The sequence below is a fragment of the Flaviaestuariibacter flavus genome (assembly GCF_004337505.1).
Classification (GTDB): Bacteria; Bacteroidota; Bacteroidia; order Chitinophagales; family Chitinophagaceae; genus Flavisolibacter; species Flavisolibacter flavus.
In genome coordinates this window covers 371,544-395,261 of record NZ_SJZI01000008.1, presented here as the reverse complement: position 1 = coordinate 395,261, position 23,718 = coordinate 371,544, and the positions used below count along the sequence as shown (strand labels likewise).

The 23,718-nt window shown below is 56.7% G+C and carries 8 protein-coding genes; 6 read left to right on the top strand and 2 right to left on the bottom strand.

What is annotated here, in order from left to right; all coding sequences use genetic code 11:
• Window positions 1–19 precede the first annotated feature (19 nt).
• Together EPD60_RS05960 and EPD60_RS05955 are read right to left on the bottom strand one after the other, a co-directional pair.
• Window positions 20–1,087 (bottom strand): sensor histidine kinase, encoded by a 1,068-nt coding sequence (locus tag EPD60_RS05960; RefSeq protein WP_131447831.1) that lies wholly within the window; start codon window positions 1,085–1,087, stop codon window positions 20–22.
• Window positions 1,084–2,151 carry a sensor histidine kinase gene (locus EPD60_RS05955; RefSeq protein WP_165871428.1) on the bottom strand — a complete coding sequence of 356 codons (1,068 nt, stop codon included), beginning with the start codon at window positions 2,149–2,151 and terminating at the stop codon, window positions 1,084–1,086. The genes EPD60_RS05960 and EPD60_RS05955 overlap by 4 nt, the downstream gene beginning before the upstream one ends.
• Before the next feature lie 211 nt (window positions 2,152–2,362).
• Between EPD60_RS05955 and EPD60_RS05950 the strand changes: the two genes are divergently transcribed.
• From EPD60_RS05950 to EPD60_RS05925, 6 genes are all read left to right on the top strand, one after another.
• On the top strand, window positions 2,363–2,611 hold the full coding sequence (locus EPD60_RS05950) for a hypothetical protein (protein WP_131447827.1): 249 nt from the start codon (window positions 2,363–2,365) through the stop codon (window positions 2,609–2,611).
• A gap of 726 nt (window positions 2,612–3,337) precedes the next feature.
• Entirely contained in the window at window positions 3,338–12,874 is a 9,537-nt protein-coding gene (locus EPD60_RS05945) for an Ig-like domain-containing protein (protein WP_131447825.1), read from the top strand.
• Between the two features lie 19 nt (window positions 12,875–12,893).
• A complete protein-coding gene (locus EPD60_RS05940; RefSeq protein ID WP_131447823.1) occupies window positions 12,894–19,553 on the top strand; it encodes a PKD domain-containing protein in 6,660 nt (2,219 codons plus the stop codon).
• A 38-nt stretch (window positions 19,554–19,591) separates the two neighbouring features.
• A complete protein-coding gene (locus tag EPD60_RS05935; protein ID WP_131447821.1) occupies window positions 19,592–20,596 on the top strand; it encodes a PorP/SprF family type IX secretion system membrane protein in 1,005 nt (334 codons plus the stop codon).
• Window positions 20,597–20,652: 56 nt separating this feature from the next.
• Entirely contained in the window at window positions 20,653–22,638 is a 1,986-nt protein-coding gene (locus EPD60_RS17340; protein ID WP_165871427.1) for an OmpA family protein, read from the top strand.
• Window positions 22,639–22,669: 31 nt separating this feature from the next.
• A complete protein-coding gene (locus EPD60_RS05925; RefSeq protein WP_131447819.1) occupies window positions 22,670–23,686 on the top strand; it encodes a PorP/SprF family type IX secretion system membrane protein in 1,017 nt (338 codons plus the stop codon).
• Window positions 23,687–23,718: the final 32 nt, after the last annotated feature.

Here is a 23,718-nt window from a genome sequence, read left to right as displayed (position 1 = left end):
TTTCGTTTTAGTGAGGTGTTTAAATAAATGTGGGTTTGAGGTTTTTGCTCCAGATCAGCGGCAGCACCACGCAAAAGTTCTTGCTGTCTTCAAGGATGTGGAAGCCCTGCTGCCCGATGAGGGCATACTTGTGCTCGATGTTACGCAGCCCGATCTTGCTGGAGAACTTCTGCACGTTGCGTCGCTGCAGGTTGTTGCTCACCACGAGCTTGTTGCCGGCGGTGGTGAAGATGTCGATCACCAGGGGCTGCGCGCGGGAGTGGATATTGTGCTTTACCGCGTTTTCCACCAGCAGCTGGAGGCTGAGGGAAGGCATCAGGTAGGGCTCGTACTTCCGGTCAACGTCGACCCGTAATTGTACGGTATTGCCGTGGCGCGTCTGGAGCAGGCGGAAATAGGATTCGATGAACTTGAGCTCGGTGCTCACCGTACTGAGGCTGTCCTGGTTGTTGCGCAGCAGGTAGCGGTACACTTTGCTCAGCTCGTTGAGAAAGATCTCGGCCTGGCGTTCGTCTTCGGAGATGAGCGACGACAGGGTGTTGAAGCAGTTAAAGAGAAAATGCGGGTTCACCTGGCTCTTGAGCGTCTGGAATTCCTGCTGCACGTTGAGCTGCTGCAGCCGCTTTTTTTCTTCGAGGATCTGCTTCATCTGTACGAAGAAGTGGTCCGACTCCCACAGCGAGGTCGACATCAGCATAAGGGCGAGGCCGAGCACGAGCGCAAAGTAGTAGTTGGCCGGCACAAGGCGGTAGCCCAGGAAGCCGAAGAAGTCATAACCGTAAAAGACAGCCGAATAGGTGGCAATCGTGATGATGATATGGGCCGCCGACAGCAGCAGCAGGCGACGCGTTGTCTGGCTTACCTGCGCATAGCGCCTGCGTAGCCAGTGCATTACCAGTATTTCTACATACCAGGTGAGGGCGCCGGTGGCGTAAAGGAGGGGTACGGAATATATCCAGACCCTCGTGTCGGTGAAAAGCCGTCCGCGAAACAGGAGGTTGTTGAGCAGGATTGATATGAAGGGCATGGCGATCAGGAAAGACCACCATTCGGTGCGGTTGGGCCGTATCCAGGTCAGTCTTCTCATACGACTGCTCCTTCGGGTTTAGCGATCAGGGGTACGATGATGATCCGCTCGGCGGGCGTGTCTTCGATATGCAGCACCTTGCCCACGAGGAGGCGGAACTTTTCGCGGATGTTTTCCAGGTTGGCGTCGCCGCTCAGGGCGCGTTCGCTCATAATGCGCTCCTGCCGGTTGTTGCGGATCACCAGGGTTTTGCCCATCGACCCGAGGCGTACCTGCAGGGGCTGCTCGCGGCTCAGCGCGTTTTGCTCGAGCATGTCTTCGAATACGAACTGCAGGGTGAGCGGCGGCAGGAGGAGCTCCTGGGTAGCCGCATCCACGTCCACTTCAAGGCGGAAGGCGCTGCCATGACGCTCGCGGAGCAGGTAGGCATAGGAGCGGAGAAACGCAAGCTCCTGGCGCAACGGCACCAGGTAGTCTTCGTTGTTGCGGAGCAGGTAGCGGTAAACCTTACTCAGCTCATCAAGAAAGGCCTCGGCCGAATCGGGGTTTTCGGGGATCAGGCTGGAGAGCGTATTGAGGCTGTTGAAGAGAAAGTGCGGGTTTACCTGGCTCTTGAGGCTCATGAGCTGACTCTGCAGGTAAGCATGACGCAGCTGCTCGGTTTCGCGCAGGGTGCGCTTGTAATGGGCAAAGCGCGCGATGCCTTCATTGAGAAAGGTCAGGAAGATGGTAAGGATCGCGCAAAGGCAAACGATGACCAGCAGGTCGCTCTCCAGGTAGCGATAGCCAAGAAAGGAGAGGGCGTCGTAGGCGCGGAGCATCCCTGCGAGCAGAACGTAGTCGGACAGCAGGAAGAGCGCCAGCGCCAGCAGCAGGCGGCGGTTGGAACGTTCCGCGCCCGGAAAGCGGCGGGCCAGCAGCAGCGCTACGTAGGTATAATAGAGGTAGGCGAATCCGAGCACGAGGAAGGTGGCTGCCGTAGCGGAGAGGAAGGGGGCCGCCCCGGCAAAATAGCGGCCGCCGAACAGGAAGATGTTCAGCAAGACCGTTAGGGGCAGCATGCTGGCGAGCAGTATCGTGCCGTCTTTCCCTGAGTACTGGGGTATGCGCAACCGGAAGCTCATCAGGCATACAAGGTATTGTGTTTCTGTGGAATGGATCGGCTTAAAACGAGGGGTTGGGACAGTCAAAGCATGAATTGGTCTTTTTGCCGGACAGACCGGCCTGCCCGGGCTGGCGAAGGGGGAGGGGGGCCTGCCGGACAATAGTGGCTGCCGGTCTATTTTATTTTTTTTTGGCTCAAAAGGATAGGAAATTTGTAGAAACGAGCCCGCTATGAAAAGCCCTTTCCATTTCAGCGACGAACCCGCACCGATACTGCCCATCTGGGAGCAGGGCGTGCTGCTGGCTGAGCGCCGTGAAGGCTTCCACCAACTGCGGTTATACCAGCTTGATGAAAACTATATCGAGGTGACCCACCACTGCCACTTCAACGTGGTACTTCGCGTAGCTACTTTCCGTGATACCGCCCACCTTGATCCCTACCTGGATGCGATTTCCCTGGACGGTCTCCTCTGCGATTAAGCGCTTTTTGTAGCCGTAATTCTACTTGCTCCCCAACCCGGGAGCTTTTTTATTTCGGGGCTTTTCCCGCCTCACAGTGGATTTGAGGATGCCGGCCCGCAAATCGGGAAATAGCGGGAACAGATCGTGGAAGCCGCTTCCATACCTTAAAAATGGCACAATCCTTCGATAATATATCTACGAAGCGAGCGCGCCGCGAGTAGTTTGGCGGAATGTGATCGAGAGAACGGCCGCTGGCTTCAAACTTATTCGGCTCCCCTTTGGAGCAGTTGCTAACCTATCCAAAAACACGCGGCCCCCCGAAACCCGGGGGCCGCCCTTTTTTATACCGGTACCACCACTGCAGCCGGTGTGCGACCTCCCTCGGTGTTTTACCATTCATTCGGGCAAAAGCGAAAAAATTATCCCCAGAAATGGGCAGTTTTACTGTGGAAATTGATGCCGGCATAAGTACTGGTAGGTGGTAATCCTTATAGAGGCTGCCGATATACAACACCGGACATTAGAATGTTAATAATGCGTTTCGGCAATCTTAAAGATTTCTGAAAATTCGTTAGATTGCGCAGTCTTTTGGAATTTCTGATCCTTCAGACAACACACTGACCTGCCGGACACCAAACATCGCTAGACTGCTTTCATTCCTGAACGCTATCTGCTCCTTAAGCAAGGCCCACCGCGGCTTACGACTGTGACCAAACTTTTTCGTTGACTATACCTTACATTGTTATGAGAAAACGTTTACCCGCTCTCCTCACGAGAGGCCTTTTCATGATGTTGGCACTGCTCGGCTCCGTAGCCGAGATGCAGGCCCAGGTCGATATTACGATCGGCACTGGTACCGCTGCCAACACCTCTTCAACCTATCCGACCCCGCTCCAGGACTTCTACGAGGGTTCGCGTGCGCAGTACCTCTACCGCGCCTCGGAGCTGCAGGCAGCAGGTATGGTTCCCGGCTTTATTTCGGCCATCAAATTCAATGTAGTAGGTCTCAACACGAGCACCGCGTCCTACGCACCGATCGAAAACCTTACGTTTAAGATCGGTACCACTACGGCCAACACGCTCAACCCTGGTCAGTGGGAGCCGGTAACACAGGTGTGGACCACAGGCGTTCCGGGTTATACGCCGACCATGGGTCTCAACACATTCACCTTTACCCCTTCCGGGTTTTTCTGGAACGGTACCGACAACATCGTGGTGGAATCCTGTAACGGGGATCCGGCCGGTATCACCGGCACCACCTGGACCAACAACACACAGGTAGCCTGGACAACGGGGCTGCCTTTTGTTGCGTCGCACCTGTACCGCGCCGATGCCGAAGGCAACCTTTGCGGCACCGCCAGCGTAACGCCTCCCGGCTTCAGCGACGACCCCAACGCCCGTCCCAACATCGTATTTGTATATACGCCCGCTACCGCATGTAGCGGTACGCCCACTCCGGGCACCACGGTGGCCACGCCCGCCGCGGTTTGCCTCGGCGAGTCCTTTACCCTCTCGGTAACCGGCTCCACCGTTGCCTCCGGCCTCACCTACCAGTGGCAATCGGCTCCGGCCGCTTCCGGTCCCTGGACCAACATCGCCGGCGCTACCAGCCCGGTACTTACCACTACCCAATCGGTAACAACGTTCTACCGCCGTGTGATCACCTGCTCGGGCAACTCCGCCGAGTCGACACCGGTGCAGGTTCAGTCGCCGACGCTCGTCTGCGGTACCTTCCGTATCGGCAACACTGCTTTGGGTGCCAACTTCGCCACCCTCAACGACGCCTATAACTATATTAAGTGCGGTATCAGCTGCCCGGTTGTATTCAACGTGGATCCCGGTTATGGTCCCCTCAACGAGCAACTGATCATGAACCCGGTTCCGGGTGCATCCGCAGTAAATACGGTTACCTGGAATGGCAACGGCGCTTCCATCAACTTCACTTCCTCGAACAGCAATGAGCGCGCGGTCATTAAGCTTAATGGCGCCGACCACATTACGTTCAACAACTTCGTGATCAACGTAGGCGGCACTACCACCACCAACTATGGTTATGGTGTGCAGCTGCTCAACGACGCTGACTCCAACACCGTTAATAACTGTACGATCAACGTAAATATCACGAGCAACTCCACCCAATACGGTGGTATCATCATGAGCGCCTCCGCTTCGGGCCCGACCACCACGGGTTCGACGCTCAGCGACGGCAACGTTTTCTCCAACAACACCATTAATGGTGGCTACTACGGCATTACCCTGGTGGGCTCGTCTACCGAAGCCGTTCGCCAGAACTCAGTGATCCGGAACAATATCAAAGACTTCTACCTTTATGGTATCTACCTGACGGGTAACTTCAATACCGTTATTGATTCCAACACCTTCAGCCGTCCGAACCGTCTTTCCGCGAACATCTCCGATTTCTACGGGGTTTATGGCACGGCGCTGAGCACGCAGGTGATGATTTCGCGCAACACCTTCACCAATCCCTTCGGCGCGGCCGCTGCGAGCACCAACACCTTCTACGGTGTTTATTTCACCAGCACGGATGCCCTCGGTGGCCTGGAAAACAAGGTGTACAACAACCTGATCTGGAACCTCACCGGCAGCGGTAACGTTTACGGCTTCTACAATGCGGGTTCGGATAATATCTGGTACCACCACAATACGATCGTGCTTGATGGAAGCCCCGCCACCTCTTCGGCTACCAACCTTGCGCGCGCATTCTACCAGACCACGATTGCCGCAGGTATCGAGTTCAAGAATAACATTGTGGCGATCACCCGGAACGGCAGCTCCACGAAGCACGCCATTTACATGAACACGCCGACCAGCTCGATCGTGTCTGACCACAACGACTTTTATATTAATGCTCCCGGTGGCGCCAACTACGTAGGTTTCCTGAATGCCAACCAGCAAACCCTTGCCAACTGGCAGGCTGCCAGCCTGCAGGATGCCGGCTCGATCGTGGCGAACCCGGTGTTTACCGATCCGACCAATGGCAATTTCAAGCCTACCAGTCCCTCGGTTAATAACCTGGGCGAACCGCTGGGCTACACCGACGATATCGTCGGTACTCCCCGCAACCCGCTGACCCCCGATATGGGTGCCTGGGAATTTGAGCCGGCTGCTTGTACGGCCCCGCCGGTTCCGGGTACTACGGTAATCACCCCCGCATCTGTTTGCGAGGGCTTCCCGGTACAGCTCACCGCTGCCGGTGCGTCTACGGGTCTTACGCAGACCTACCAGTGGCAATCATCTACCACCCTGGGCGGTACGTACACCAATATCGGAAACGTGCTGTCGACGCCTGATACGACAATCACCGCGGCTGCTTCCCTGTTCTACCGTGTGGCCGTTACCTGCTCGGGCATCACCAGCTACTCGACCCCGATGCAGCTGAACGTGAACCTGCGCCTGCCCGGTGGCACCTATACGCTTGGCGCGGGTGGTACCTATCCCACCTTCGCAGCCGCCAAGGCAGCGATGGCTTGCGGTATCGCCGGTCCGGTCGTGTTTAATGTGACCGCTGCATCCACAACCTTCAACGAGCAGCTCATCCTGGATTCGATCCCGGGTACTTCGGCAGTCAACACGGTTACCTTTAATGGTAACGGCAAGACGCTGACCTACCTGTCGACCAATACCAACGAGCGCGCGACGCTGAAATTCAACGGTGCCGATCACGTAATATTCAACAACCTGATCATCACCGCCCAGGGTACTGCAACCACGGAATACGGTTACGGTGTTCAGTTCATCAACGGATCCGACTCGAACCGTGTCTTTAACTGTACGATAAACGTTGCTACCAATAACAGCTCTACGAACTTCACCGGAATCGCTATGAACGCATCCGCCAGTTCCGCCACTACCACGGGCGCCACCAATTGCGACGCCAACGTAGTGGACAGCTGTACGATCAACGGTGGTTACTATGGTATGACCATGGTCGGTGGTTCCGGTACCCCGGTTACTTACAACGTTGCTTCGCGCAACACGTTCCGGAACTTCTACCTGTATGGTATCTATGTCAGTTACTCGGAGAACATGACGATCGAGGCCAACGACATTTCGCGCCCCAGCAACACTACGCTGACTACGTTCTACGGTGTTTATGCACTGAATCCCACGAAAGCTTCGAAGATCACGCGCAACCGCATCCACAATAACTCCGACGCGCTCACTACGAGCGGCAGTGCGGCTTACGGTATGTATCTCTCCGGCTTCGACTCGCCGGTTGGATCGGAGACCTACGTGAGCAACAACGCTATCTATAATATTAACAGCAACAGCGACATCTACGGTATCTACAATACGGGCTCCGATAATATCCGTATCGTTCACAACACGATTTCGCTCGATAACCAGGGCAGCACCTACTCTTCTGCTGACTGGACCCGCGGCTACAACCAGACCGGTAATCCCGGCGGCGTGGTATTCCGCAACAACATGATTACGATTACGCGCACCGGCAACGGCACCCGTTATGGTATCTATGTAACTGAAGTGCCCACCGACTTCGTATCCAACAACAACGACATCTATGTAAACAAAGGTGCCAGCGGTGGTGAAGCTGCCGTTGGTTATAATGGCTCCGCCCAGGTTACACTGGCAAACTGGAGAGCTGCTACCGGCCTCGACCTGAACTCGTTCAGCCTTGACCCGCTGTATACCGCTCCCAACGCTACGCCGGCCGACTTCACGCCGCGCATGCCGCCCCTTGACAACCAGGGCGCTCCCGTGGGTGTGTTGGTTGACATCAACAACCAGGGCCGCAGCGCTACAACGCCGGATATCGGCGCCTTCGAATTCGCGATCCCGCCCTGTACGGCGCCCCCGACCCCCGGCACGGCCGTAGTGACCCCGAATACCGGAATCTGTATGGGTACCCCCCTGCAGCTGACCCTCACCGGTCATTCTTCCGGCGCCGGCCAGACCTACCAGTGGCAGACCTCGCCGACCAACGGCTCCGGCGCTACCTGGACCAACCTCGGAGACCCGATGATGTTCCCGGATACCACGGTATTCGCTACCACTACGCTTTACTACCGCGCTGCGCTCACCTGCTCCGGCCAGACCTCCTTCTCGGCTGCCCAGCTGGTGACGCTGAACCCCGCACTCCTTAATGGTGTGTATACAGTAGGTGCCGCCCCGAGCGACTACCCGAACCTGAGCACCGCTATCGCCGCCCTTGAGTGCGGTGTGACCGGCCCCGTAACCTTTATGGTGAAGCCGGGTACGTACAACGAGCAGCTGCGTATGCACGCCGTTGCCGGTACCGGCCCCAATGTTCAGGTGACCTTCCGCGCACAAACGGGCGATCCTGCTTCTGTTATTGTAACATTTGCCGGCACCGCCACCCGCAACTACACCCTCCAGCTCGACAGCGCCAGCTACGTTACCTGGATGAACATGACCATTACGAACACGAGTTCCACCAATGGCCGCGTGATCGAAATGGCGAATTCTGCTGCCAATGACAGCCTGTACAACCTGGTGATCAATCCCCAGGTAACTACAAGCACCGGCACAACCGTGGTCGGTATCTACGCCGCCAACCTGCGCGGCGGTAATAACCTGATCAAGAAGAACACGATTACCAACGGTACCTATGGCATCTACTTCCAGGGTAACAGCACCACCACGACGCGCAACAACCGCGTAGACAGCAACACGGTTAACAACTCGTATTCTTACGGTATCTACGCAGCCAACATGTGGAGCACCCGCGTTACCGCCAACACGGTTAGCCGTGTAGCGCCCATGGCTGCTACCAGCTACGGCATTTACCTGTCGAATGTTGACTCGGTATATCAGGTAGCTTACAATAAGATCGACGTCTCCGGTTCCACCGGTACGGCCTATGGTCTTTATCTCACAGGTTGCGACGCGAACTTCGTCGACAGTGCCCGCGTAATGTCGAATACCATTTCGATGAACAACGGCATGACCGGTGGTGTTTACGGTATGTACCAGAGCACGTCGAACAACAACTTCACGATCAACAACGTAATCAGCGTCGCTACCACCAACGCTACTTCCTATGGTCTGTACAGCACAAGCGGCGGCAACAACCGCTACTGGAACAACACGGTGAACAACTTCTCCGCCACCGGTACGTCGAGCGACGCTGCATACTTCGCTAACTCCGCCGCTCCGGTTGACATCCGCAACAACGTGTTTGCACACCAGGGTGTAGGCCGTGCGCTGGAGATCACCAACACCAACGGCATCTACAGCGACTACAATATGCTGTACACTGCCGGTACCGTGCTGGTACGCCAGGGTACGATCAACTACGCTACGCTCGACGCCTGGGTTACCGCGGCTTATTGGGATCTCAACTCGATCGTGTACAAGCCTGGATTTGTATCGAACACCGACCTGCACCCCAACCTGACCGCAGCGGATGTGTGGGCAATGCACGGCCGTGGTACGCAGATCGCCGGCAACAACTTCGATTTCGCCGGATCCTTCCGCCCCACCACCCTCCGCGAGGGCGTTCCCGACCTCGGCGCCTATGAGTTCCTGCCGACGGTAGCACCCCCGGCGCTCACTGCCATCCCGGCTACACCGGCTGCCGGTTCCACCCAGACGTTCATGTTTGGTACGGACACGGTTGCCAAGGTGACCTACGCTCCGGGTACCACGGTTCCGACCACGGCCACCCTCCGTCGCTACTCCGGTGTACTTCCTGCCGGCATTGACCAGGTGACCAACCGCAGCATGTATTTCTACAACCAGGTTGAAATCACCGGCAGCCAGCCTGCTAATTATAAGCTGCAGCAGTTCTACATCGATCCCTGGCAAGGCTTCATCGGTAGCGAAGACTCTATCCGTCTTGGCCGTACGAATGCCGCCAACACCTGGATCACGGAGCTTCGCAGCACGGTCAACCCGGTGCTGAACTACATGCAGCGCGACAGCCTGAACTTTATGGACCGATTTACCGGTCTTACCAACGGTCAGGTGATCATGCCGCCGCCCGCTAACTATGCGCCGCAGATTGACTCGTCGAACCGCGGCAAGCGCTTCTGGGTTGCCTACCAGCGCAGCTATGACTTCTTCGCTTCTTCGAACTCGCAGAACATGGTGCTTTACCTGTCTACCGACAACCAGGCAGCCAATGTTACCGTGAAGATCAAGGGCACGACCTGGGTGCGCACTTATGCCATCCCGGCCAATACCGCGATCAGCACCGAGATCATTCCCAAATCGGGTCTTATCGATGCCCGTCTCCTGCAGGAAGGCCTGTACGGCAAAGGCATCAGCATCGAAGCCGACGTTCCGATTACTGCCTATGCGCACATTTACTCGTCCACCAACTCGGGCGCTACGATGCTGCTCCCGGTAGGCACCTACGGCTTCGAATATTATACACTCAACTCCCAGCAGGATTATACCTCTTCTGACGCTTACAGCTCTTTCTTTGTGATCGCCGACCGCGACAACACGAAGGTGCAGATCACGCCGTCGAAGCCCACCCTCGGTGGCCGCCCGGCAGGTGTACCTTTTGAAGTGGTACTGAACGCCGGTGACGTTTACCAGGTGCTTGGCGCGATGATCAGTGGCACGGTTGGCTATGACCTGACCGGTTCTACCGTGCGCTCGGTGCCCAACTCCGACGGCAAGTGCTGGCCGATGGCGGTATTCGCCGGATCGACCCGTACCGGCATCAGCTGCGGCAATGGAGCCGGTGGTAGTGGTGATGTGATCATCCAGCAGGTATTCCCGTACCAGGCCTGGGGCACCCGCTACCTCACCGCGCCTACCTCTAACGGTACGGCAGCGTCCAGCCTGATGACCAACATTTATCGTGTTATGGTTAAAGACCCGGCGACCCAGGTGTTTGTCAACAACACGCTCCTGACCTCGCCTGTGCTGATAAACGGTACTGCCCGTTATTATCAGATTGAAAGCAACACCGCTGATGTAATCACGGCCAACAAGCCGATTATGGTGGCCCAGTACATGGCATCCTCCGGCCTTTGCGGAAATACCTCCGGCGATGGTGACCCCGAAATGTTCTACCTGAGCCCGGTTCAGCAGGCGGTTAAATACGCCGGCTTCTACCGGAACAACCTGTCGGCGATCGACGAGAACTACCTCACCATCGTTATCCCGACGGGTGGTCTCCCCACGCTGAAGCTCGATGGCCAGCTCCACAGCGCCGGTGCTTTCGACTACACCTACCCGCACCCCAACATGCCGGGCTATTCGGTGGTTGTGAAGCGCTGGGGCGCAGGCAATGGCCAGAACGTGGTGCAGAGCGACTCCGCCTTTACCGGTATTGTTTATGGTCTTGGATCAGTGGAAAGCTATGGCTACAACGTGGGTACCCTGGTGAAAAACCTCAACGGTATCCCGGCTATCAGCAATACGCTCAGCACAAGCACTACCCCGAGCTCATTCACCTGTGTAGGCTCTCCTTTCCAATTCCGCATCCAGGTGCCGCTGAAGCCCGTCTCGATCAAGTGGCAGTTCAGTGCCGTACCGGTGATGAGTCCGAACTCCGACGTTATCCAGAATAACCCGGTTCCGACCGACTCGACGCTGATCAACGGCCAGATGTATTATACCTATACGGTTACGGCTAACTACACGGTTTCTACCCCGGGTACCTTCCTCGTGCCGATTTCATTCACGCACCCCGAGATCGAAGGTTGTAACAGCACACTGGAAACCACTTATCCGCTGAACGTTGTGGCTACTCCGAAGGTTGACTTCACAACAGCATCCTTCACGGTGTGCCCCAACAACCCCGTAACGTTCACTGGCGCTGCCACGACGGTAAACGGTACAGCGATCAACACGTGGAGCTGGAATATCAATACAACCCCGCCTGCCACCGGTAGCGCGCAGAACCTGACCACCACCTTTGCCAACCCGGGCACGTACAACGTGACGTTTAAGGCGGTAACGGTTGATGGATGCGTGGCCGATACGACAAAACAGATCACTGTGGCTCCGACCACAGCTGTTAATGTAGTAGCTGATACAGTAGGTGTCTGCGCCGGCAACCCGGTTGTATTCAACGTACAAGGCCCTGTCACTGGCATTACCTACAACTGGTACGATGCTGCAACGGGCGGTACGCTCCTGAGTTCGGGAACAAGCTTCTCGGCTCCGAACACCATCGGAACGGTCAACTACTACGTGGAAGCTACCAACGGCACTTGTGTCAGCGCACGCCATCGGGTAACCGCCATCATCTCGGCTATCCCGACGGTAACGGTGGTTAACGCCAACGTGCCGGTATGCCAGGGCAACCAGGCTACCTTCACCATCGCTTCGCCTGTGACCGGCGTAACCTACAACTGGTACGCTGTTGCGACAGGTGGTACCCCGGTTGCGAGCGGCACCACCTATACGGCTCCTTCGGTTGCCGGTTCGCAGACCTTCTACGTGGCAGCTACCATCAACGGTTGCACCAGCGCCCGCCAGACGGTAACTACGTTCCAGACGGTGATCCCGGCCTTCACCCTTGTTCGTGATACGATCGGTATCTGCCAGGGCTCTACCGCGACGTTTACGGTTTCCAACCCTGCCGCCGGCGTTACGTACAACTGGTACTCTGCCGCCACGGGTGGTACACTCGCCGGCACCGGTACCAACTTCAATGCTCCTTCGGCACCGGGCACCGTGAGCTACTTCGTTGAAGCAACGCAGAACGGATGCGTTACCAACCCGCGCAAGCAGGTGGTTGTCCGCCTCTCCGTACCGCTGGCAACACCGGTGGCTTCGGCCGACTCGATCACGCAAAACTCGATCCTGTTCCGCTGGAACGCAGTTGCGGGTGCTACAGCCTACGAAGTATCTACCAACAACGGTGGTACCTGGTCGACCCCGACCAGCGGCAGCCTCGGACTCACGCACCGCGTGAACAACCTGACGCCCGCACAGACGGTAACGCTCCTGGTACGCGCCATCGGTTCCAATAGCTGCGAAACGAGCGCCAACGGTACTGTAACTGCAACCACCCAGGTTGGTGTCTGGTATATCCCGACTGCCTTCTCTCCGGGTGCAAGCGCCAACGGTCCGGCTGAAAACGACCAGCTCCGCATCTACCCCAACAGCAACACCGGTATCGCAAGCCTGCGGTTCATGGTATTCAACCAGTGGGGTGGCAAGGTTGCCGAGTCTACTGATCCGCGGATGCTGTGGGATGGTACCTACAAAGGAAAAGCACAGCCCTCGGGTGTTTATATGTATGTATGTCACATTGTGATGCAGGATGGACGTGTCTTCGACCTGAAGGGCTCTGTAAACCTGATCCGCTAATTGTAAAAACACCGCTCGAATGAAACTCTGGTTTCGGCTCGTGATGAGTATCGTTTTACTGGGATGTCTTCGTAGCTCCGCCCAGAATATTACCAATAAGGGTACAGACTTCTGGGTGGGCTACGGGCACCACCAGTTTATGGAGCAGGGCCAGGACAACAGCCAGGAAATGGTCCTGTACTTCGCGGCCGAACAGGCGGCGACGGTAACGGTAACCATCCAGGGCACTACCTGGACACGCACCTACTCGGTGCCTGCCAACTCCACGATCGCTTCGACTACTATTCCGAAGTCAGGTACATTCGACGCACGTCTTATTTCACTGCCCTGTACGTTCGTGCCCCCGGGCACGGCATGCGGGGGGGAGGGTAAGTTCTCCAACAAGGGTATTCACATTACGAGTGATGTTCCCATTGTCGCCTACGCGCACATCTACGGCAGCGCCTCCTCGGGTGCCACGATGCTGACACCGACCGATTCGTGGGGTTACATGTATTATTCGGTCAACAGCGAGCAGTCCTATGCCGCCAACTGCTTCTCCTGGCTCTACGTAATTGCCAAAGAAAACAACACGGTGGTGGAAATCACCCCGACGGTGGTTACACGTAGTCAGAAGCCGGCAAGCGTACCGTTTACGGTAACCCTGAATAAAGGCGAGATCTACCAGGTAATGGCTGGTCCGGAAGCTGCTTCCGCAAAGAACCAGATGACCGGAACGCGGGTCAAGTCGATCGCCAATTCGAGTGGCCAGTGCTATCCCATTGCGGTATTCTCCGGTAGTAGCCGTACTGCTAATATCGTGTCTTCCTGTTCGGGCGGGGGCGGCGACAATGACAACCAGCAGCTCTTCCCGACCACGGCCTGGGGAAAGCGCTATATTCTTGCGCCCCTTTCCCAATCCGGCAGTGCCAGCAGCAAACAGACGAACAGCTACAAGATCGTGGTCACCGACCCGACTACTGTCGTTCGACGCAATGGCACTCCGCTGACGGGCCTGATCCTGAACCGGTATTATCAATACACCGATACCGACCAGATCCCGGATTACATCGAATCCGATAAACCGGTTATGATCGCGCAGTTCATGACGGGCGGTAGTTGTGTGGGTTCGCTGGGCGACCCGGAAATGATCATCCTGAGCCCCATTGAACAGGGGATTAAGAAGATCAACTTTTACCGCAACACCAAAGAAAGTATCAGCGTCAATTACCTCACTTTGGTAATTCCGACCGCGGGTCTTACATCGCTTCGCATCGATAACGGTGCCCCTGATTTCACCTACCCGGTGACTACCGCGCCCGGGTACTCGGTCGCCATTAAGCGCTGGACGGCTTCGCAATCGCAGTCCTTCGCCTTCAGCGACTCCGCATTTACCGCGGTTACCTATGGCCTCGGAAGCGTGGAGAGCTATGGTTACAACGCGGGTACCAACCTGAACAACCTCAACGCCATCAGCAGCATCAAGAATACGCTCGACACGTCGAATGCGCAGCGCAACCAGTTTACCTGTACCAACACGCCGGTTGAGCTGTCGGCACTGATTGCCTACCAGCCCCTGAGCCTTAGCTGGAACCTGAGTGCGCTGCCCTCCTCGGTGATTACACCGAACACGGACGTTGTGCAGGCTCCGGCTGTGTCTACAGGCACCGTTGTGGTGGACGGTATCACCTATTACCGCTACAAGCTTCCCGGGTCTTATAAGTTCAAGCAAGACGGCACCTTTACGATCCCGATCGTCACTACCAGCCCGACAATCGACAACTGTTCGGCCAGTGAAACGTTGCGGATCTTCGTAGAAGTACGGAAGGCCCCCGAGGTTAACTTCAAATGGAACAGCATGACCTGCACGCTGGACTCCCTCCATCTCCGGAGTGATACGCTGAAGGCGCCTTTCCAGGAAAACCGTTACTTCTGGAATTTCCTTTCGGGTACGGATACGATCTTCCGCTCCGATATCGATACGCTGCTCAGTCCCGGCTGTTACCCGATCAAGCTGTCGGCTGTAAGCACCGAAGGATGCCTTGGCGATACGACCAAGACCGTATGTGTTACCGGCGGCCCGCAAACAAATATCATCGCCAATGATTCGACTATTTGCGTTGGCGATTCGATTTCCTTTACCTCGGGGTCGGGCGGACCGGGCACCTGGTACTGGCAGTTCGGTTCCGGCAGCATTCAGACATACAGCAACAATAATCCCCGGGTAGTGCGCTTCGACACCGCCGGAGTTTACACGATCAAGCACCTGTTCAATGCCGGCGGCGCCTGCCAGACCGACACCGCACGCCTGCAGATCACCGTATTCGCCAAGCCGAAGCCTTCCTTTACCGTTCCGGATTCCTGCCTCGCGCAAGGAGCACCAATAGCGTTTACGAATACCACGTCGGTAGCCGATACGCAAACGGTCCGCACCTGGGCCTGGAATTTCGCCGATCCTTCGGGCGGAACCATTACTTCGGCTGCGCAGCATCCTACTTACGCTTACAGTAATGGCGGCACCTATAATGTTGTACTGGGCGCTACCACGTTTAACGGATGTTTCAAGGATACGACGATCGCGATCCAGGTAAAACTGAAGCCGGTCATTAGTTTCCCGGCACCAGCCCCGGTTTGCCAGAACGCACCAACACCGGTTTCCGTTGCTACCGCTACCGTAACCAACGGTGTTACCGGCACGGGTGTTTATTCGGGTCCGGGAGTAACGTCGGCCGGTATGCTTAATCCTTCCGTAGCCGGAGCCGGACAGCATACGATCTGGTATGTGTTCACCACTGCGGCTGGTTGTAAGGATTCGGCGTCCACCCAGGTAACGATCGCTGCGAAGCCCCAGGCCAACTTCACCTGGCCGGGAGGCAGCTGCCGCGATACGGGCCTGATCACTTTCTCCAACCTCTCTACCGTGAGCGGCGGCGGAACGATGACGTACGCCTGGGATTTTAACGATGCCAACGCAACGCCCCCGTCGAACCCCAATACTTCAAATGTTGCCGAGCCCACGCACGACTTCAGGCCCGGTACTTATAATGTGAAGCTTACAACGACGGCTGCTTCGGGCTGCATCGGCGACACAACCATCCTTGTCACAATTTATGTGAAGCCCAAAGCAGTTTTCGGGCCTGTGACACCGGTTTGCGAGAACGTCACTACGCCTGTTTCCGTGGCCAATGGCTCTGTAACCAACGGCGTGAACGGCACCGGCCGCTACGGTGGCGCCTTTACCGATGCCGCGGGCAACTTCAATGCCGCGCAGGCGGGCCCGGGCAACCATACGGTTTGGTTTGTATTCACCAGCGCTCTTGGCAACTGTACCGATTCGGTGACGCAGGTGGTGACGGTTAAGCCCCGCCCGCACCCGAACTTCACGGTTCCGGGCATGGGTTGCATGGAAGACTCCAACGTATTGTTCACAAATACAAGCAGCATCATCGGAAACATCCCGATGACCTATAGCTGGAACTTTGGCGATGTTAACGCAACGGCTGCCAACCCCAACACTTCTACGGCAGTCAACCCGACCCACATTTTCCGTACAGCTACTTATACGGTGCAACTGTCGGCCGCTGCCTCCAACGGCTGCCAGGGCGATACCTCGATCACTCTCAGCTTCACGCTGAAGCCGTTGCTTACATACGGCACCCTCAACGCGGTTTGTGTCAACCAAAGCGCGCCGGTTTCTGTAGCACTTGGCCAGAACACCAATAACGTTCCGGGAACAGGCGTTTATCGCGGTCCGGGTACGGATGCCGCAGGTAACTTCAATCCCGCGGCCGCAGGCCCCGGCCAGCACACCATCTGGTATGTATACAGCACTGCCGGTACCTGTAAGGACTCCGTGTCGCAGACGATCCTCGTTTACGACCGGCCGCATCCCAACTTCACCTTCCCGGCCGGCTGCCTCCCGGTAGATGGTCACATCCAGTTTACCAACGCCACTACGATCGGTGATGGTCAGTCGATGACCTATGGCTGGGACTTCAACGATCCGAATGCCGGCGCCGGTAACCCGAACACGTCGACGGCGATCAACCCGACTCACAATTACCGCAATACCGGCGCTTATAACATCAAGCTTACCGCTACCAGCGCCAATGGCTGCGTAGCCGACACCACCATCAACACGACGCTGAGCGTGTTGCCCCAGCTGAGCTATGCATCGCTTCCGGCAGTTTGTGAGAACGCGGCACCTGTTTCCGTGGCTGCTGCCTCGGTGCTCAACAACGTCACCGGCAACGGTACCTATGGCGGTGGGGTGGCAGGCCTCGATGCCGCCGGCATGTTCAACCCCGCACTTGCCGGACCAGGTACCCACACCATCAAGTATTATTTTACATCGACCGGCAACTGTGTTGATTCCATTTCACAGACCATCGTGGTACATCCAAAGCCGCGTCCGAATTTCACCTTCCCGAACGGCACCTGTATGCCCGACGGCTCGGTGACCTTCACTAATACTTCGACAATCTTCGGAGGAACCGCGATGACCTACGCCTGGGATTTCGGTCACCCGGCTTCCGGTTCCGCCAACACTTCCAACCAGCAGAACCCGACACATGTTTTCGACGATGCAACCTTCGCCATCAAGCTTACAGCGACCTCGGTTGACGGCTGCACGGCGGATACCACCATCAATGCTACTTTCAGCGTGAAGCCGGCGCTTAATTACCCGGCGCTCGCCGCGGTATGCGAGAATGTAGCCGGTATGGTGCCCGTGAACACGGCAACCGTTACCAACAACCTTTCCGGAAACGGTGTTTACAGCGGCACCGCCACGGATGCCGCCGGCAACTTCAACCCCGCAGTTGCAGGCCCGGGCCAGCACATTATTACGTATACCTTCACTACCGCCAGCGGCTGTTCCACATCGGTGCAGAGCCCGATCGTGGTGAAGCCCCGCCCGCACCCGAACTTCACATTCCCGGCTGGCGGCTGTCTCGACACGGGACGTGTTCAGCTCACCAACGTAACGCCGGCCCTTGGTTCGAATACATTTACCTGGAGCTGGGATTTCAATGACGTTGGTTCAGATGCCAGCAACCCGAACACCTCGACCCTGCAGGACCCGGTACACACCTTCGGGAACGGCACCTTCAACATCAAGCTGACCGCGAATGCTTCCAATAACTGTTCAGCGGATACGACCATCGCTGTCACTTTCAGCCTGAAGCCGAAGTTGGCCTTTGCTACCCCGGCAGCGGTATGCGCTTCGGTGCCTGGAACCGTGTCGGTAGCCGGTGCTTCCGTTACCAACGGAGTTGGCGGTCAGGGTGTTTATAGCGGAACCGGTGTTGACGCCCTTGGTAATTTCAACCCTTCGGTTGCCGGTGCCGGTACGCACAACATCACGTACACCTTTACTTCAACCGCCGGTTGCGTGAAGGATACGACGGTTCAGATTGTAGTGCATCCGAAGCCGAACGCGCTGTTTTCCGTTACCCCGGATATCTGTATCGACAAGCTGGCGACCGTCACCGATGCCTCGGTGGTTGCAAGCGGCTCGATCACTACCTGGATCTGGGATCTCGCAAACGGCCAGACGCCGACTAACACCAACGGAGCGCCCTTTACTACGGGCTATTCCAGCGCCGGTGTTGACACGATCAAACTCACGGTAGTCAGCGACAAAGGCTGCTACAGTGATCCCTATAAGAAAAACCTCACCGTACATCCGTTACCTGTTGTCAACTTCAACGCACCTGCCTCGGTTTGCCTGCCGGGTGGCCCGGCCGCATTCACCAGCACTAGCACTGTCGGTGATAACTCCACGCTCACCTACCAGTGGAACTTCGGCGATAGCTCGCCGCTGGCTTCCGGCGGATCCGTTACCCATGTTTATGCAGATTCCAATGCGTACAACGTGACGCTGACGGCTACCTCCGCTTATGGCTGCGTGAAGGACACCATGAAAGTGCTTTCTGCTTTCTTCAATAAGCCGACAGCTAATTTCTCGGTAAACAAAGCGGAGCTCTGCCAGGGCGAGGTGAACGAATTCACTGACCTGAGTACTGCCTCCGGCAGCACGATTGTACGCCGCCTGTGGACCTTCGGCAACGGCGACACCGATACTACGGCAACGCCGGATATCGTATACGCAAAGCCCGGGACCTACATGGTGAAACTGCAGGTAACCAACGGGGTTGGCTGTACGGCCGACACTACCCGCCAGGTAGTGGTGCACCTCCAGCCGAAGATCGACGCGGGTCCTTCCTTCGTGGTTCCGGTGGGTACTGCGGTACGCTTCAACCCGACGGTCAACTCGTCGAACCTGCAGTTTACCTGGACACCCGGCCAGGGCCTGTCGAATGCGAACATGCTGCGGCCCACCATTACGGCTAACGGTAACGGCATCTATTACCTCACCGCCACCGGCGACGGCGGCTGTACGGCGACGGACTCCCTTACGGTGCTGATCCTGCACCCGGTGAAGATCCCGAATGCGTTCTCTCCGAACGGCGACGGCATCCACGACACCTGGGCGATCGACAACCTGAAGGATTACCCGGGCGCCACCGTGGAAGTATTCAACCGCTATGGCCAGAAGGTATTCCATTCCAATGGCTATTCGACGCCCTGGGATGGCCGCTTCAACGGTTCGGTGCTTCCTTTTGCCACTTATTATTATGTAATCACGCTGAAGAACGGCTTCGCGCCGATCACCGGCTCAATCACGATCATACGGTAACCGACACAAACCTATAAACGACTTCAAAACGAATGAATATGAGAGCGACGAACAGGGCTTTACTGCTGTTGCTGGCAGCAGGTGCGCTTGCCCAGAAAGCACAGGCACAGGTAGATCCGCATTTTTCGCAGTATTATGTGTATCCTTCCTGGCTGAACCCGGCTCTGACCGGATCCTTTGATGGCAACTACCGTGTTGCGGGCATTTACCGTTCGCAGTGGGGCAACGTGAGCAGTCCTTTCTCCACGAAGGGCCTGTCTTTCGACATGACCACCGAGCGTAACCTCAACATCGGGGCGAGCCTGCTGAGCCAGTCGGCCGGCAATGGCGGCTATACCTACACGACGGGCTATGTCAACGCCGCTTATACCGGTGTACGTCTCGGAAAGGCGGAGCAACACCGCATCGTTTTTGCAATCCAGGCCGGCCTGATCGACCGCCGCTTCAATCCTTCAAAGCTCTCTTACGGCGATGAATGGAACTCGGTTGGCGGCTATCGCCCGAACACCACCCAGGAATCGATGGCGCAGCGCAAGGCCTCGTCGTTCGACGCAGGTGCCGGTGTTCTGTACTTCGATGCCGAGCCCGGCAAAAAGGCCAACGTCTATGGCGGGGTGTCCTTTTCGCACCTGACGCGCCCCACCGATAACTTCAGCGCGAGCGGCTCCGCCAAACTGCCCCTGCGTACTACGATCCATGCCGGTGTTCGCCTCAACCTGACCGAAAATTTCTCGCTCACGCCCAACGCACTTTACCTGATGCAGGGAAATGCCGAGGAGAAGATGCTCGGCGCCTACGGTCAATACCGTGTCAACGGTGAAACCGACCTGCTCTTTGGTCTTAACTACCGCTTCGAGGATGCCTTCGTGCCCTTCGCGGGTTTTTCGTACAAGAGCTTCACCCTTGGTGCCAGCTACGACATCAACACGTCGGACCTGGGTAAGATGGTGCGCGGCTCCAACGCATTCGAGGTCTCGCTTTCGTACATCATGCGCCGCAAAGCCAAGACGCCCGAAGTTGAGTTTGTGTGCCCGAGCCTCTGATCCCGATAACCGCCAACGAATCGCGAGCAATCGCATCCTTCCAAAACAAGATCGAAATGAGAAAAGTATTGATAGCCGGTGTAGCCGCCCTTAGCTTCGGCGCCGCACAGGCACAGTTCACCCAGGATTACCTCAAAGCTGCTGACGATTACTACCGCAAGGGTGATTATTATTCGGCTGCCCAGTATTACGAAAAATTCCTTGCCCGCAACACCAAGGGCGGCTCGGCAGGCTACAACCCTTATGTGGTGCAGGCGGCCGTGAAGAAGGGCGGCACTTCGGGACGCACCAGCACGCGCGAAGAAGCGGTGTACAATACCGCCGAGAGCTACCGCATGCTCAACTACTATGCGAAAGCCGAGCCCTTTTACAAGGAGGCGATGAACCAGCAGCAGCAATTCCCGCTGGCAGCCTACTACCACGCCACCACACTGCGCGCCCTGGAGCGTTACGAAGAAGCCCAGGCCGCTTTCACCACGTTCCTGGCCGGCTATAGCAACAACGACCAGTACCGTACCGCGGCGGAACGAGAAATCAAGAACCTGCAGTTCATCCAGCAGCAGCTGAAGCGCTCCGACCTGGCCATGTATAACCTGCAGAAGGCGCCCGCCGGACTCAACGATACCGGTGCCAACTATGCGCCCGTATTCATGGACAACAACACGGTGCTGTTTACGTCCACCCGTCCTGTGACCGGTGACGCCAACAAAACCTACCTGAACCGTATTTATACCGCCAGCATGGGTGGTGGCGCTGTGAGCAATGTAGCGCAGGTGGCCGTGCCCCAGGACAACATGCACCAGGGCGTAGCCGCTGTTACCCCTGATGGCAACACGTTTTTCCTCACGCGTTGGACGATCGCCAACAAGGTACGTTCGGCTAACGTGTTCCTTACCCGCAAGAGCAACGACGGCAGCTGGTCTGCACCGCAGTCGGTTGCTTCCCTCAACCAGGAAGGTGCCAGCACGCAGCAGCCCTTCGTGATGCCGGGTGGCCGCCAGATCCTTTTCTCTTCTAACCGCACGGGCGGTCTCGGTGGCTTTGACCTTTATATTGCCGACCTCGGTGCCGACGGCGCGGTGAGCAATATCACCAACCTGGGGCCGACGGTGAATACGTCCTTCGATGAGCAGGCCCCGTATTACCACGCTGCTACCGGCACGCTGGTATTTTCCTCCAATGGCCGTGTAGGTATGGGTGAGTACGACCTGTTCTGGAGCAAGGGAACGCCGGGCAACTGGTCGGAGCCGGTGAACTTCGGCTACCCTGTTAACTCCGTAAAAGACGATATCTATTTCGCAAGCAAGGGTGGTGCCCGTAACATCCTTGAGGATGTTCTGCTGAGCACTGACCGGGCCTCGGCCTGCTGCCTCGAGTTGTTCTCGCTGCAGAAGAAGCGCGCGCTCAAGCAGATCAGCGGTACCGTGCTTTCCTGCGACAACAAGACCCCGCTCGCCGGCGCCTCCGTTACGATCCTTGATACCGTCAACAACCGCACGGTAGCCACACTCACGACCGACGCCAACGGCCGCTATGTATTTACGATGGAAGACTTCCAGCCGGTGAAAGCCGTCGCTACGGTCAAGGAATACTATACCGGCAATGTTCAGATCGGCACCCCCGCCGACCTCGACGCCGAATCGACCACCAGCCCCGAGCTTTGCCTCGTTGCCATTAAGTACGACGAGCCGGTAGTGGTGAACAACATCTTCTACGAATTCGCCAAGTGGAACCTGAAAGAAGAGTCCTTCCCCGAACTGGACAAGCTGGTGAAGCTGATGAGCGAGAATCCTTCGATCCACGCAGAGATCGGTGCTCACACCGATGCCATCGGCTCGGATAAGGCCAACCAGATACTTTCGGAAAAACGCGCACAATCGGTAGTCAATTACCTGGTAAGCAAAGGCATCAGCAAAGACCGCCTCACCGTGAAAGGCTACGGCGAAACAATGCCGATTGAGCCGAATAAGAATGAGGATGGCTCTGATAACCCGGCCGGCCGCGAGAAGAACAGAAGAACGGAATTCAAGGTGATCAAATAATCGTTCTGTTCATCTTTAACGAAAACACCAAATGAAAACTACAATAACGGGGCTTCTGATGCTAATGGCCTTCGCCGGACAGGCGCAGCAGAAGCCCCATTATACCCAATACGTGCTCAACCAGTATATTATCAACCCGGCCATCACCGGTATTGAGAACTATACGGATCTTAAACTGAGTCACCGCCAGCAGTGGGTGGGTATTAACGATGCCCCCGCCACTACGTATTTCACCATTCATGCGCCCCTGGGTAAGCAGGATTACCGTACAACGGCTACCTCTTACGGCATGAAAGGCGAAAACACACGCGGCAAAAGCTATTGGGAAGAATATGGAGCGGCCATCCCGCACCATGGCATCGGTTTTCAACTGATCAACGACAAAACCGGTCCCATCAGCACGGTAACCGCGTCCTTTACCTATGCCTATCACCTGGGCCTCACACCCCGCATGAGCCTCTCCGGCGGCTTCGGGCTTGGCGTTTCCCGCCTCCAGCTCGACCAGAGCAAGCTCGATTTCGGTTCGGGAAGCATTGATCCGGCCGTCTCCGGCAACACGGCATTTCAGAAGCTGAAGCCGGATATCAGTGCTGGTCTTTACCTGTACTCCTCCGACTTTTTCGTAGGTCTTTCGGCGCAGCAGATCGTGCCCGCCCAGTATTCGTTTTCCAACGGCGCGATCGCGACGCAGGGCAACAAAACCGTCCCCCACATTTTCGTTGTCGGAGGCTATCGCCTCGGTGTTGGCGAAGACTTCAACCTGATGCCTTCGGTGCTGGTAAAGTATATCAGCCCGCTGCCGATGCAGGTAGACCTCAACCTGAAGCTGATGTACCAAGACAGGGCCTGGATCGGTGGCTCCTTCCGGAAGGAAGACGGGTTTGCCGGGATGATCGGACTGAATGTATCCAACACCTTCAACGTAGGATATTCGTACGATTACACCACCTCGGGCCTGCGTTCGTACACGAAGGGAACCCACGAGATCATGATCGGTTTCCTCATCGGCAACCGCTATGGCGACAGTTGTCCCCGCAATCTTTGGTAAGCATCCGCGATTGGAATAACTTAGAAAGCAGG